The sequence below is a fragment of the Streptomyces sp. NPDC001514 genome, assembly GCF_053597075.1.
In genome coordinates this window covers 1-13,980 of sequence record NZ_JBSFHO010000067.1, presented here as the reverse complement: position 1 = coordinate 13,980, position 13,980 = coordinate 1, and the positions used below count along the sequence as shown (strand labels likewise).

The window sequence follows — 13,980 nt, the reverse complement described above, 5'->3', positions numbered from 1 at the left end:
GAGAGTCGGCAGGCGCTGTGCTGGTGAGCTGCCGCCCGTCCAGTTCCAGGCGGGACTCGGCACCGGCCTCCTCGAGCGCGGTGGCGGCGGCCAGGAGCTGGTCGGGGTCGTCCGCGGTGAGGGCGGCGGCCAGCCGAGCACCGACGTGGGTGAGGGCGCCGTCGCTGCGCCGGGCGAGTTCGGCGAGCCGCCCGGCCACGTCCTTGGCGCCGCCGAGGCGGGCGATCTCGATGAGCAGCATGGCCTCCGGCATGACCAGGCCGGCGGTGCGGGCGCGCACGGCGGCGTCAGTGAGGAGCGCGCGGGCCCGGGCGAGATGTCCCCGGGCGGCATGCAGCCAGGCCTGTCCCGTGGGTTCCTGGGCCACGAACACATCCGGCCATGCTTGGGTCCGGGCTTCGGCGCAGGCCTGTTCGGCCGCGTCGAGGTCGCCCAGTACGGCGGCGCAGGCCGCCAGACCGCTCAGGGCCGGGCCCAGGGGCCGGGGGTGCTGGTGGATACGGGCCAGGGCGGCGGCCTCCGCGTACCAGCGGCGGGCGCTGGCCGGATGCCCGGCCAGCCATTCGGTGCGGCCCATGATCAGGGCCATCCAGACCTGGTGGATGGGGGTGGTGCTGGCCCCGGCGAGTTCGGCGTATCCGCGGTGGCCCGCCTCGCGGGCCTCGGCCAGTCGCCCGTCGCTGCTCAGCGCGTGGCACAGCAGATTCAGCTGGATCGCGGGGTGGGGGTAGAGGGTGCGGTGGTCGACCGAGAGATGGGCGGCGTACGCCCGTTCGGCCCACGCCACGGCGTCGCGGGAGCGGCCGACCAGGTCGAGACCGAGCGGCTTCATCATGGCGCCGGTGAGCCAGCCCACCGGGTCGGCAGCCCGGCGGACGTCCTCTTCCAGGTCCTCCAGCAAGGCCATTCCGGCTACCAGGTCACCCGAGGCGATCCGCATGGCTCCCTCGCTGTACCGCAGCATCCGCAGGCCGTCCGCGCTCCTGACGTGTGCACGGGCAGCGTCGTTGACGGCCAGCGCCTGGTCCGCCAGCGCGGCGCCCCAGAAGAGGTTGAAGCCGCGCGCCAGCGTGACCGCCAGCTTGTCCTGCTCACTGGTGGCATGCGCGTCGGCAGCGGCCAGTACCGCCTCTGCCCGCTGTGAATCCCCCAGTTCGAAGTACGTCTCACCCAGCATCAGGCGAGTCGCGGTGGTGTGATGGTCTTCGGGCAGGCCCTGCAGCAGCGCCGCGGCCTGCCGGTAGTCGTGGGCGTGCCGGGCGAGTGCGGCGGCCCGGACCAGCAGCGCCGGATCCGCGGTCCCGGTCGCCGTCAGCCGCCAGGACGCGACGTGCAGCGCGTCGTCACGCCGCTGCATCCCCTGCGCCTCGACCCGCGCCGCCTGCTGCAGCAGCAGCGTCCGCCGCCGCAGCACCGGCAGTCCCGCCCTCAGCACCTCGCCGTACAGCGGATGGTCGAGCGCCACCGACGTACGCCTGCCGTCCTGCCTCGCACGTATCAGTCCGGCCTGCTCCAGGGCCGCCACCGCATCGGGCGACGCCGCCTGCTCCACGTCGGCCAGGGGCAGCGGCTCGCACAGCGCCAGCAGCTCCAGCGCCGGACGGGCCTCGGCTCCGACCGCTGCGAGCCGTGCACCGATCAGTTCATCCAGCTTGGCGGTCCCCCGGACCGGTCCCCTCACCAGCTCCCAGATCTCGCCGTCGCTGACCAGGGCGCCTCGCCGGAGCCCTCCGGTGACCAGCTCCCGCAGGTACAGCGCGTTGCCTCCGGAGGCCGCGTTCAGCTCACGCAGTGTCCATTGCGCCACGGGCCCGCCGAGCACGGCCTGCAACAGCTCCTCGACCTCGGCGGGGGTCAGTTCCGCGAGATCCACCCGCCACACCGCGTCCCCGCTGCACAGTGCGTCGACCGCCTCTCCCGCGGGCGAACCGGACCGGATCGTGCCGAGGAGTCGCACCACACCCGCGTCCATCAACTGCCGCAGCAGCACCGCCGAGGCGGCATCGAGCAGGTGCAGGTCGTCAACCAGCAGCACCAGCGGAACCCCGTCGGCCCCGGCCGCCAGCCGGCGCGCCACCGTCGCGAAGCCCGCCACCGGATCCGACAGGTCCACCCCCGAAGGCACCAGATGTGCGACGGCACCCAGCGGCACCGCCGCCGCGGCCGCGCTCGCCGTCGCCCGCGCGACCCGGAGCCCCAGTCCTTCCGCCCGCCCCAGACACTCCTCGACCAGGCGCGACTTGCCGACCCCCGCAGGCCCGTGGACCAGGAACGCGCGGCATCGCCCGTCCGCAAGCCCCTGGGAGAACAGCTCCAGCTCTTCGCGCCGGCCCACGAACACGTCGGCGAAGCCGGCGGCGGTCACGGAACGCAGGCCCGCCGGGCCGAGGGACATGTCGATCATTACGGATCATCCTTCCGGCGGATTGGGCGGCGTCTGGGCGGCGGCGCCGGGTGGGGGGCCGCGTGTGGGTGGCTAGGTGGCCGGCGTGTTCACGGCCCGCTCTTCCTCGGTGAGTCCATCAATGAGGGCGTCGGCGGCAGGGCGGAGCAGTGCGGCGGCGTCCGGGCTCCGTTCCAGGCCCAGGACGAGGGCGATGGCGATATCGGCGGCCTGCGCAGGGGTCACGGTCGTGGTACCGGCCGCGGCGAAGGCGTCGGCGAGGAGTGCGTGCAGGTCCGTGAAGAACTGCTGGACGACGGGCCCGCACAGCCGGTCCGCGGTGTCGATCAGCTCCGCGGCGTGCGGGGAGTCCTGTGCCACCTTCTGGAAGAGGTCGAGTTTGGCGCCGAGGATCCCGCGGACGCGGTCGCGGGCGGTTCCCTCGGCGACCGAGGCCGCTCGGGCCTGGGCCAGCGCCTCGCCGTGCAGCCGCTCGGCGAGCCGCAGAAAGGCATCGTCCTTGTTGCGTACGTACTGGTACAGGGCGGCGCGGGACATGCCCGCCGCCCTGGCGATGTCCTCCATGGTGGCGCGGCGTACACCGTGCTTGGTGAAGGTCTCGTACGCCGCGTCGAGTACCTGATCGAGTCGAGAGGCCATGACTCCAGATCCTGATCATCGGGCCGGCGACGGAACCGCGGGGCGGGCGAGCGCCCGCGGCACGGTGCGGTCGCCGACCGGCCCTTTACGGGTTGACATTTTATGCACGATACGTCAGTTCGTTCAATGATCGAGAGGGCGGCGCCCTTCACCCCTGGTCAATGGGCCTGCCGAGCCTCGTGCCCGTCCGGAGCCCCGAGCCGCCGGTCCCCGGTCCTCAGCCTCCGGCCGCCGCTTCGGCTTCCGCCGCGGCTTCCCGGGCACGGTTCACCTTGACGCCGCTCAGCAGCTGAAACGTGGCCTCGACGGCCAGGACCGCCACCAGAGCCCAGACGGGAATGCGGGCGTGCAGGGCCAAGGCCCCCAGAGCCACCGACACGCCCGCCAGCATCCGCGACAGCCCCGTGCGGACCGGGCGTCCGAGGCGTACGGCGAGGACGAAGTACGTCAGCCGGAGCACGGCGAGACCGCCGCACAGAGCCACGGCGGCCCCCGTCGGCAGATGATGGGGTTCGGCGACCGCGGTGCCCAGGCCCGCGCCCATGGCGGTCAGCGCCGTGATCAGCGGGAAGTGGCCGAAGCCGAGGATGTCCCGGGTGCGCGCGTTCTCCCCTCCGGCCAGCGCGGTCTCCGCCGCCTGCGAAGCCAGCTCGAAGTATCCCCACCACAGGGCCGCGAAGAGGGCGAACCCACATCCCATGACCGCCCACCCGGCAGCCGACCAGTACGCGTCGAGGGAGCTGATCGAGGACGCCACGGATTCGCCCAGCACGATGATGACGAACAGGCCCACCCGCTCGACCATGTGGGAGACCTGGTAGGAGACCTCACGGGCACGCCGCTGCAGGACGATCAGGAAAACGACTTCGAAGAACAGGGCGGCCATCCACATCACGGCCTGCCAGGGCATCGACGCCGGCACCGATCCCGCCCACAGCAGCAGGGGCATGCCGTTGAACCACACCACCCTGCGCATGTGCCACGCCTGCCCCGGATCCCGGGCCGTGGGAAGCCACATCAGGAACACCACGACCCGGGACGCCGCGTAGCCGAGGGCGTAGACGTCGGCACGGCTGCCCAGCGCGTCCGGGACCGACACACCCACGACCCCCATGCACGCCATCGCCGCGAGCATCAGCAGCCGGCTCCGTACGCGGTCGGTGCCACCGGAGACGTTGGCGTAGGTGGTGAACTGAAGCCACGCCCACCAGGGTGCGGCGAACAGGAGCAGAAACTCCCCGAATTCGGCCGGCCCGGGGTCGCCTTCCAGATAGTGGGCCAGCTGCGCGACCGTGACCACGAAGACCAGGTCGAAGAAGAGTTCCGTCCAGCCCGCCCGCTGCTGCCGGAGTTCTGTGCCGGACACCGCCGCAGCACTGTCCGTCCCGGCCGGGCCCCGGTCCCCGACCGAAGACTGGGTCCCGCCCCGAGAAGGGTTCCGCTCGTACTCGTTCACCACGTGTCAATCCATCACTGCCCGTATGTGGGCGCTCCACGACAACCGGCCCGTCTCATCGTCAGACGCCTCGGTGCGTGGCGGAATGAGCACCGGTTACTCATCCACGGAGCATCCCGGTCCGGAAGCGTGGCACCGCCAGGTAGCCGCCGCTCATCTCCGAGGAATCTGCTCATGGATGTCACCGTCAATGGATCCGCGCGTCAGGCCGGGCATGAACCGGACGCCACGGCGGCCCAGGTCCTGCGCGAGACTCTGGGGCTGACCGGAACGAAGCTCGTCTGCGGGGCGGGGGTGTGCGGGGCGTGCACGGTGCACGTCGACGGTGTTCCGAGGGTGGCGTGCCTGATGCCGGCGGCAGCCCTGGAGGGGAGGTCCGTCACCACCGTCGAAGGTCTCGGGGGCGGCCACCCGGTGCAACGGGCGTTCGCCGCCCATGACGCGCTGCAATGCGGCTACTGCACGCCCGGGTTCGTGATGGAGGCGTCGAGTTTCGTGGACCGGTGGCGGGCGGAGTACGGCGACACCGCCCCGTCGCGGGCCGAGATTGCCGCCGCGCTGGCGGGACACCTGTGCCGCTGCGGCGCGTACGAGGGGATCTACGCCGCCGTCGCCGCGGCATGCACCGGTGCACACGACATCGATGAGGAGGGTGCTCCGCCGGCCCGTGTCGAGGCGATGGACAAGATCACCGGGGCGGCCCTGTACACGACGGACATCCGGCCGGACGGTCTGCTCGAAGGCGTCATGATCCGGTCCCGGCACGCCCACGCCCGCGTCAGGTCCGTGACCGGAGGCGACGGCCGGCTGGTCGACCTGCTGCCCGCGGACCGCACGGTCCGGTACATCGGCAGGCCGATAGCCGCCGTCGCCGCCCCGACCCTCGCCGAGGCCGAAAAAGCCGCTGCCAACGTCCGGGTGGAGTACGAGGTGCTGCCCTCCGCCGTCGACCCGGCCCGCGCCGAGACGGCGGACAGTGCGGTCGTCTACCCCACCAAGCAGGACCGGAAGCAGGCCCCCAGCTCCGCGGAGGGTGTCCTGATCCCCGCCAGGTGGAACGGGAACGTCAGAGGCCCGGTGCGGTTGAGCCGGCGCGGCGGCCTCGCCGTGAGGAGGATCGAGCAGGCTCGCGAGCAGGGCGACGACCGGCGTCTCGTCGAGGCCACCTTCACGGCCGAACCCCAGACCCACACCCCGCTGGAGCCGCACGCCTGCCTGGCCTCCTGGGACAGCGACGGCGAGCTTCATCTGTGGGTCTCCACCCAGGCCATCGGCGCCGTCGCCGAGAAGGCCGCGGAGCGCTTCGGGCTCAGGCCCGAGCAGGTGCACGTCACCGCGGTGCACGTCGGAGGCGGATTCGGCTCGAAGCTCGGCATGACCGACGACATCGTCGCCGCGGCCGAACTGGCCCGGCTGCACACCGCCCCGGTACGGGTCGTCCTGAGCCGGGCCGAGGAACTCACCGATGGCGGTCACCGGCCCGGCGCCCGCGCCGACATCGCCATGCTCACCGACGACGAGGGGAACCTGGCCGCGCTGACCCTCGATGTGCACGGGAACGGTGGCATCTCCGTCGGATCGGGGGTGGCCGTGCTGGCGAAGTTCATCTACGGGCACGCGCCACGGCGGCTGCGGGACTACGACATCGTCACCAACCGGCCTCCCGCCACCCCGTTCCGCGGGCCCGGCGGACCACCCCTGGCCTGGGCCCTGGAGCAGGCCGTCGACGAGACGGCGCACCGCCGCGGCGAAGACCCCATCGCACTGCGCCGCCGCTGGGACGGCAACGCCAAGCGGCGGGCCCTGTACGACGCGGCTGCGGCCCTGCCGATGTGGGTGAAGCGGCCGGCCATCGGCTCCGGGACCGGCCGCTTCCGGCGCGGCGTGGGCGTTGCCGCCGCCAACTGGATGTACTTCCTCGACCCGGGAACGAAGGTCGAACTCACCGTGGAGAACGGCACTGTGGTCGCCCGGACAGCCACCCAGGACATGGGCCAGGGCTCCCGGTCCGTCATCGCCGACGTGATCGCCGCCGAACTGGGCCTGCCTCCGGGGCGGGTACGCGTCGACATCGGTCGCACCGGAACCGTCCACGGACCCACATCCGGCGGCAGCAGGACCACCACGTCCATCGCCCCCGCCGCCCGCGACGCCGCAGCTCGCCTGCGCGCCGCCCTGGGAGCCGGGGATGCGTCGGCCGGTACCGGCGGCGGCACCGTGGAGGGGCTTCTCGCCGGCGCGGAGGGTCTTCGGGTCGTCGGCAAGCGCCCACGGGACCGCCGTGGCTATGTCACTCCCATGGAACTCGACCACCTGATCGTCGGCAGAGGCTTCAGCGGCGCCGTCCATGTCACCGAGGTCGAGGTCGATACCCGCCTCGGCCGGACACGCGTCACCCGCGTCTGGGGCGGGATCGCCGCCGGTCGCATCTACGCGCCGGCGCTCGCCGTCAGCCAGTGCCAGGGCGGCATCATCCAGGGCATCGGCTATGCCCTGTACGAGGAGCGCGTCACCGACACCCTCACCGGTGTCGTGCTGTCCGACAATCTCGAGGACTACCGCATCCCCGGCATCGGGGACATTCCCGAGATCGAGATCCACTTCCACGAGGAGGGCTTCGAGCACGTCGACGGCGGCGGCGTCGGACTGGGAGAGGTCTCGACGATGCCGGTGGCGGCGTCCATCGGCAACGCCGTCCACGCCGCCACCGGATGGCGCCCCCACCACCTCCCGATCCGCCCGGACCGCCTCCTGGAAGGACTGCGCCCGTGAACCAGCCCCTCACCCTCGACGAGGCCACGGCCGCCGTTCTCGACAGCGGTGGGGAACTGCGCGCCGGCGGCACCGATACGACCGCCCGCCGGCGCGGTGGGGTCACCCACGGCGCGTGCGTCCAGATCCCGCTGCTTCCCGCACTGCACGGCATCATCCGCCATCCCGACGGGACCACGCGGATAGGGGCGTTGACCGGTGTGGCCGAGCTTGCTGCCGACGCCGGGCTGCAGGCGCACTACCCGGCCCTGACCAAGACCGCCGGCGCGCTGGCCACACCGCAGATCCGCACTGCCGGCACCCTCGGCGGCAATCTGCTCCAGCACAACCGCTGCTGGTACTACCGCAATCCCCACTTCAGTTGCCACCGCGACGGCGGCGACGGTTGTCCCGCGCGCACTGGCGTCCATGTGCACGCCGCGGTGATCGACCAGGGCCCCTGCATCGCCCCCCACCCGTCGTCGATCGCGATCGCCCTTCTCGCCTACGACGCCCAGGCCGACGTGCACGGCCTCGGGACCTTGAACGTCGCCGACCTGTACGGCGACGGACCCGACCCCGCCCGCGACCACCTGCTCGCCCCGCAGCAGATCCTCACCGCCGTCACCCTCCCGGCCCCGCTTCCCGGCGAACGGGCCGCCTACAACCGGGCCATCAGCCGTGCCAAGGCGGAATGGCCGCTCGTCGAAGCGGTGGCCCGCGCGACCGTCTCCGACGGCATCGTCACCACGGTCGCGGTCGCCGCCGGCGGTATCGCCCACACTCCGCTGCGGCTGCCGGAGGTCGAGGAAGCCCTGCTCGGACGCGAGGCGACCCCGGAGAACCTGCTCACCGCCGCGACCGCAGCCACCGCCCGCTGCACGCCCCTGCCGGGGACCCGCTACAAAGTCGAGCTGCTGCGCGACACCGTGCTGGACGTGCTCGAAAAGGCGATCCACGGCGAGCGTGCCTGACACACGCTCACCCCGGGCCGGTCCCGCTCGTCCCGCTGCTGATCGCCTGCGATCCGGCAGTCAGAGGAGGCATCCGCACGCGCCACCCGCACCGTCTCCACCGGAACCTCCCCCGGCTCCCGCGGCTGCAACGACATCGACACCCTCCCCATGCGACAACGTCGGCCTTCAAGACCACAACCACGTCTTGAAGGCCGACGTCACGCAGGGAGCCGGGTCAACCAACAGCTGTCGGAGAATGGGCACCGGCCCTGGGACGGTGGGCCGACGGGCGCCAGTTCCCCAGGGCGTCGCGGCGGAGGAGGAGGACCTCGGTCCAGGTCTCGTCGAGCGGCGCGTACTCGCGCGCTTCCCGCTCCGGGAGGGAATCGGCCAGCCGTGCCGCAAGCTGCCGGGCGTCGTGCTCGTCCTTGGCGGCCCGGACGACGTAGAAGTGCCTGACGGTCCGATCCGTACCGGTGCAGAGGCGGAACCCCACCATCCACAGATGTCCTTTCCTTGGAGACCATGGCGGCCCGATCCGGGCTGAGCGAGCGGACCTTCAGCAGGCGGTTCCACGAACAGACCGGCACCACGCCCCTGCAGTGGCTGCTGCGCGCACGGGTCCGCCGGGCCCAGTACCTGCTGGAGACCACCGACGACCCGGTCGAGCGCGTGGCGGACCAGGCCGGGTTCGGCTCGCCCACCGCATTCCGCGAGCGCTTCAAGCGAGTGACCGGAACCACGCCGCACGGCTACCGCGCCGCGTTCCGCGGTCAGCGCACGAGGGTGTAGACGAGCCTGCTGCGCGATGCCGGGATTCGGAGGCTCTCCGGTGATGACGTCGGTGCAGAGCAGTGCCATCACCTTGGCCGGCCCCCCAGTTCGCTGTGCGGGTTCTACCGCACCGATGGCCGCGACACCGCGGCCACCAGTTCCGCAAGTGCCGCGGCCAGCGCGGTGATGCCGGGGCCCGCAGGCCCGCCGGGCTCGCGCATGTAGACGTCGCGGCGGATCTCGATCATCAGGGCGCTGACGCGGTCGTCCTTGCCGTAGTGGTCCAGGGGGACGTACGTCCCGGCGAAGGGGGAGTCGACCCCTGTGCCGCCGAAGTTCCCGAACGCGCTCTCCGCCCGGGCGAGCAGCCACGCGGGTGTGTGGAAGGAATCGGTCCCGAGGCAGATCGGCGGGCGTGGGCCCTCGCCGTGGAGCTCGTACGGCAGCGGCTCGGTCGGATACGAGTGCACGTCGATGACGACCGCCCGCCCGGTGGCGGCGAGCCGGCCGGCCACCGCTGACGTCATCGCGGCCGCGTACGGACGGAAGTAGCGGTCGATCAACGGCTGCGGGTCGACGTCCGCGGGCCGGAGTTGCTCGCGGTGCGTGGTGCGCGTGTACACGGCGCCCATGCCGACGGCCAGCATCTCCTCGCGCTCGTCGGGGAACCGCTCGGGGTCGACGACGAGGCGCGAGAGGCCGTTGACGAACCGCCAGGGGGTGAGGGGCGCCGCCTCGGCGGCCGCGGCGGCCAGTTCCGCGGTGTGCGCGTCGGTGATGTGGTCCAGTTCGCGCTCGAGAGCGCGGTCGTCGAGGGTGATGCCGCTGCGGACCGCCTCGGGCACGGCCCGTGCGGAGTGCGGGACATGGAGGAGGACGGGGGAGTCGTCGGCGCCGGGGACGAGCTGGAACGGCTCGGGTGTCTGGTTCACGCGGGTCTTCGGTCCTCTCTTCGTACCTGTCGACAACTGTACGTACGGCCCGAAGTCGAAATCCCGTCCGAGGCGAATTCTCGCCAGCCTCCTATGGACCCTTCCTCTGGTTTGTCATGTCCACATACCGTTGCCCGGGGTCCGCTGCCGATGGACCCGGATCAGTCAACGGGGGAACGGGGGAAGGCGATGCTGTCCACGCGCGCACAGGGTGCCCGGGCTCGGGCATTCATCCTAGGGGCGGTGTTATTGGCGCTGCCGGCGACGACGGTCGTGCCGGTGACCACCGCCACGGCCGCCGACCGGGCCGGCCGGGAGGAGAGACCGGCCGCCGAGGACCGGCAGGACAGGCCGTATCCGAACATCGACGTACGAGGCGACGAACGCGTCCCGCCACGGGCCGGACAGCTGGGCGCGGCACGGGAGTTGGAGGGCGCCGCCGTCCGCTGGGGGCGGTACGGTACGCCCCGGCTCGTGTCGCCGCTCGGGAAGGGCAAGGCGCTGAGCGCCGCCAGGAGCGGCGATCCGCAGGCCATCGCGCTCGCATTCTTACGTGAGCACGCCGAGCTGTACGGACTCTCCGCGGCCGACCTCGACGGCCTGGAGGTCGTGAAGGCGTACCGGACGAAGCACAATTCACTTCAGCACGTGTTCATCGGGCAGACCGACCGGGGCGTCCCCGTGCACGGCGCGCGGCTCCAGGTCGCCGTCGACAAGCAGGGCCGTGTCGTCACCGCCACCGGAAGCCTCGTACCGGGCGCGCACGCACGAGGAACGGCCGAGCTGGACAAGGGCGCTGCCGTGCGGCGGGCAGCCGGCGCCGTCGGCACGGACGAGCCGAGGACCGTCACCGCCGAGCGCGTCACCTTCCCGCTAGCGGACGGCACCGCCCGGCCCGCGTGGCGGACCACGCTCACCGCCGACAACGGGCATCTGTACGACACCGTCGTCGACGCGGAGAGCGGCAGGATCCTCCTCCGCAACGACCTCACCCACAACGAGGGCCCGCAGGGGCGCGTCCACACCGGTCAGAACCCCGACGTCTCGGACCAGCAGACCGTGCCGTTCAGCGGTCTCGGCCGGTCCTGGGTCGACGGCAGGACCACGCGCGGCAACAACGCCGAGGCCTCGCAGGACCTCGACGCACCCGAGTCGCTCGGCCACCAGCCGCAGACCCCGCCGCAGGGCGACCCGGCCTATCAGCACTTCGACTACACCTTCACCGACGCCTACCGCACCAGCGGCGGCACGGACATGACGACCGACCGGGACGCCGTCGTCACCCAGGCCTTCTACTACGTCAACAGGGCGCACGACTTCCTCTACGAGCTGGGCTTCGACGAGGCGTCGGGCAACTTCCAGGAGGACAACCTCGGCAACGGCGGGGCGGGCGGCGACCGGGTCGACGTCTACGTCGACTACCAGGGCAACAGCCAGGACCCGGGGGACTGCTGCAACGCCAACTTCTCCACACCGGCCGACGGCGCCAACCCGACGATGCGCCTGTTCGTGTCCCGCACGTACGAGGGCAACGGCTTCCTCGACGTGCACGAGAGCATGGACGGCGAGACCGTCATCCACGAGTACGGCCACGGCCTGTCGAACCGCCTGGTCGGCGGCGGCGAGCTCGGGGGCGGCGTGCAGGCGGACGCCCTGGGTGAGGGCTGGAGCGACGCGCTGTCGACGACGTACTTCAACGATCCGCTCTTCTCGGAGTACGACAACGGTCGCCCCACCGGCATCCGGCGCGTCCGCTACGACCAGAGCACCCTCACCTACGGCGACCTGTGCAACGAGGGCTGCGAGTCGCACAACGACGGTGAGATCTGGGCCACCGTCCTGTGGGACATGCGCAGCGCACTGATCGGCGCGCACGGCTACGCCGCGGGCAAGCGCCGGCACGAGCAGCTGATGGTCGACGGGATGAAGCTGACCCCGGCCACGCCGGACTTCCTGGACGCCCGCGACGGCATACTCGCCGCCGACCGCGCCGACAACGGCGGGGCCGACCAGTGCCTGCTGTGGGGCGTCTTCGCCCGGCGCGGCATGGGGGCGGGCGCCACCTCGCCCAGCCAGGGCCAGGCCAACCCGGCCACCGACTTCCCGGCGAGCTGCCGCCCCACCGCCGACGCCGGCGGACCGTACACCACCAAGGAGGGCACGGACGTACGGCTCGACGCGAGCGGCAGCACGAGCCCCGGCGGAGGCGCGACGTACGCCTGGGACTTCGACGGCGACGGTGCCTACGACGATGCCACCGGCGTCAGCCCGGTGTTCGACCGCGTCGGCCAGGATGGTACGTACACCGTGGGCCTGCGGGTCGGCAATGCGGCGGGAGCGGACACCGACACGGCGACCGTGACCGTCACCAACGTCGCGCCCGCGATCAGCATCACCGTCGCGGGGCCGCGGGAGGAGGGCGGCAGCCTCACGGTCAGCGGTACAGTCACCGACCCGGGCTGGCTCGACCCGCTGACCGCCACCATCGATCCCGGTGACGGCAAGCCCGTACCCCTGCCGGGACAGTTGGAGAACAACCGGCCGGACGCCACCCTCACGTTCAGCAGGCAGGTCGTCTTCGGCGACAACGGCACCTTCACCGTGAAGGTGTGCGGCAGCGACGACGACACCACGACCTGCCGCGACGCCGAGATCACCGTCGCGAACGTCGACCCGAAGGCGGCGATCGACACGTCGGCGGCCGTCCAGCTGGCCGGCGGCAGGACGCTCGTCGTGCACGCGGGGGAGGAGAAGACGTACGCCGCGCGCGTGACCGACCCCGGCAGCGACGACGAGACCATGACCTGGTCCTGGGGTGACGGCTCGCCGAGCACCGCGACCACCTCGCTGGTCAACCCGCCGAACCCGGACCCGGCGCGCAGCCCCAGCGTTCAGCCGCGCGACGTGACGGACTCGCAGGCGCACACGTACGACAAGCCGTGCCTGTACAACCTGTCCTTCACCGCCCGCGACGACGACGGGGGCACCGGCACCGACGCGATCCCGCTGATCGTGCAGGGCAACGCGCCGCTGTCCCTGCTCGCCGACGTCTGGTACGTCAAGTACCTGACCGGGGACCTCACCGGGCTCGGCAAGGAGCGGCTCGACTGCTACCTGAAGATCGTCGAGCACTCGAGCGCGGTCTTCTCGGAGATCGTCGACGTGTCCACGCAGGAGAAGGCGGCGAGCACCCTCTTCCTGACCCTGCTGAACCCGAAGCGGGCCTTGGACCGTCAACTTCTCGCCGCCTGGCTGAACTTCGCCAACGGTGCCTTCGACGCGGACGAACTGGTCGACACCGACGGTGATCTGAAGGCGGACACTCCGTTCCTGGAGGCCGTGCAGAACGCCGAGAAGGTACGGCTCGACCCGGACGCGACCAATGCGGAACTCACCACGCAGGCGGGCATCCTGACCTGCATCAACGTACCGCTCGTATGACGAAGGCACGTGTGCTGAGTGCGGCCGCCGCGACCCTGGTTCTTGGGGTGGCGGCGGCCGCCTGCACGAATCCGCGTTCGCCGTCACCACCACCGGCCGCGTCGTCCCCGGCCGCGTCGTCCCGGGCCGCGTCACCACCGGCCGCGTCGCCGCCGCAACCGGCTCCGCCGTCCACGCCCACGCCTCGTTTCCTGACCGAGGCCGACGACGGGCGGACGGTGACGCTGGCCGTGGGAGCGACGGTGCCGTTGAGACTCGACAGTCACCTGCAGTGGGAGACGCCCTCGGTCGACGGTACCGGCGTCACGCTCGTGCCCGTCGCCTACAAGTCCGATCCCGGCTATCGCGAGTGGGAGATCCGCGCCGAGCGCCCGGGTGAGGTCGTCGTACGGACGACCGGCACGGGACCGTCCGGCCCGCGGGAGCTGCGTATCACCGTCCGCGTCATCCGCTGACGCCTCCGGCGGTGGGCGGGGTCTGTGCGGTGTTGCCCGGTGCCGGGCGCGCGTCCGGTGTTGCCCGGAACCGGGTGGGCACCCGGTGTGTCCGTCCTCAAGCGCCGGACGGGCTTGGTGCGGCTGCTGTGGGTGGGTGGTGGTGCGGGGCCCCTCCGGGCTCGCCTCCTCG

At 71.9% G+C, this 13,980-nt stretch carries 9 protein-coding genes and 1 pseudogene; 5 read left to right on the top strand and 5 right to left on the bottom strand.

All coding sequences use genetic code 11. The annotated features are described in order from the left end of the window. The 3 genes from ACWCXB_RS36090 to ACWCXB_RS36080 form a co-directional block, all read right to left on the bottom strand. Positions 1 to 2,404 (bottom strand): AAA family ATPase (locus ACWCXB_RS36090; RefSeq protein ID WP_450728652.1); only part of this gene is annotated, 2,404 nt, incomplete at its 3' end. 72 nt (positions 2,405 to 2,476) lie between these two features. Continuing rightward, on the bottom strand, positions 2,477 to 3,043 hold the full coding sequence (locus ACWCXB_RS36085; RefSeq protein ID WP_450728650.1) for a TetR/AcrR family transcriptional regulator: 567 nt from the start codon (positions 3,041 to 3,043) through the stop codon (positions 2,477 to 2,479). 217 nt (positions 3,044 to 3,260) lie between these two features. Beyond that, a complete protein-coding gene (locus tag ACWCXB_RS36080) occupies positions 3,261 to 4,409 on the bottom strand; it encodes a low temperature requirement protein A (RefSeq protein WP_450728648.1) in 1,149 nt (382 codons plus the stop codon). A 264-nt stretch (positions 4,410 to 4,673) separates the two neighbouring features. On the opposite strand from ACWCXB_RS36080, the gene ACWCXB_RS36075 reads away from it, so the two are divergent. Then, a complete protein-coding gene (locus ACWCXB_RS36075; RefSeq protein ID WP_450728646.1) occupies positions 4,674 to 7,271 on the top strand; it encodes a molybdopterin-dependent oxidoreductase in 2,598 nt (865 codons plus the stop codon). Further along, positions 7,268 to 8,224, top strand: a complete 957-nt coding sequence (locus tag ACWCXB_RS36070; protein ID WP_450728644.1) for an FAD binding domain-containing protein — start codon at positions 7,268 to 7,270, stop codon at positions 8,222 to 8,224. Before ACWCXB_RS36075 ends, ACWCXB_RS36070 begins: the two co-directional genes overlap by 4 nt. A gap of 217 nt (positions 8,225 to 8,441) precedes the next feature. Here ACWCXB_RS36070 and ACWCXB_RS36065 read toward each other — a convergent pair whose 3' ends face one another. Further along, positions 8,442 to 8,705 carry a hypothetical protein gene (locus ACWCXB_RS36065; RefSeq protein WP_450728643.1) on the bottom strand — a complete coding sequence of 88 codons (264 nt, stop codon included), beginning with the start codon at positions 8,703 to 8,705 and terminating at the stop codon, positions 8,442 to 8,444. An 11-nt stretch (positions 8,706 to 8,716) separates the two neighbouring features. On the opposite strand from ACWCXB_RS36065, the pseudogene ACWCXB_RS36060 reads away from it, so the two are divergent. Beyond that, positions 8,717 to 8,998: pseudogene (locus tag ACWCXB_RS36060) on the top strand (helix-turn-helix domain-containing protein); the annotation flags it as partial. Between the two features lie 104 nt (positions 8,999 to 9,102). On the opposite strand, the gene ACWCXB_RS36055 reads toward ACWCXB_RS36060, so the two are convergent. Further along, the gene (locus tag ACWCXB_RS36055; RefSeq protein WP_450728641.1) at positions 9,103 to 9,912 is read right to left on the bottom strand and encodes an N-formylglutamate amidohydrolase; all 810 of its coding nucleotides are present in this window, start codon (positions 9,910 to 9,912) and stop codon (positions 9,103 to 9,105) included. Positions 9,913 to 10,155: 243 nt separating this feature from the next. On the opposite strand from ACWCXB_RS36055, the gene ACWCXB_RS36050 reads away from it, so the two are divergent. Next, positions 10,156 to 13,353 (top strand): M36 family metallopeptidase, encoded by a 3,198-nt coding sequence (locus ACWCXB_RS36050; RefSeq protein ID WP_450728639.1) that lies wholly within the window; start codon positions 10,156 to 10,158, stop codon positions 13,351 to 13,353. Next, complete coding sequence (locus tag ACWCXB_RS36045) at positions 13,350 to 13,808, top strand: hypothetical protein (RefSeq protein ID WP_450728637.1); 459 nt, start codon at positions 13,350 to 13,352, stop codon at positions 13,806 to 13,808. The genes ACWCXB_RS36050 and ACWCXB_RS36045 overlap by 4 nt, the downstream gene beginning before the upstream one ends. The last annotated feature ends 172 nt before the right edge of the window (positions 13,809 to 13,980 follow it).

Excerpts from the sequence above, each read along its gene's own strand:
- ACWCXB_RS36075 (WP_450728646.1), top strand. The coding sequence starts at position 4,674 with ATGGATGTCACCGTCAATGGATCCGCGCGTCAGGCCGGGCATGAACCG.
- ACWCXB_RS36045 (WP_450728637.1), top strand. The coding sequence starts at position 13,350 with ATGACGAAGGCACGTGTGCTGAGTGCGGCCGCCGCGACCCTGGTTCTT.
- ACWCXB_RS36065 (WP_450728643.1), bottom strand. The coding sequence starts at position 8,705 with ATGGTGGGGTTCCGCCTCTGCACCGGTACGGATCGGACCGTCAGGCAC.
- ACWCXB_RS36085 (WP_450728650.1), bottom strand. The coding sequence starts at position 3,043 with ATGGCCTCTCGACTCGATCAGGTACTCGACGCGGCGTACGAGACCTTC.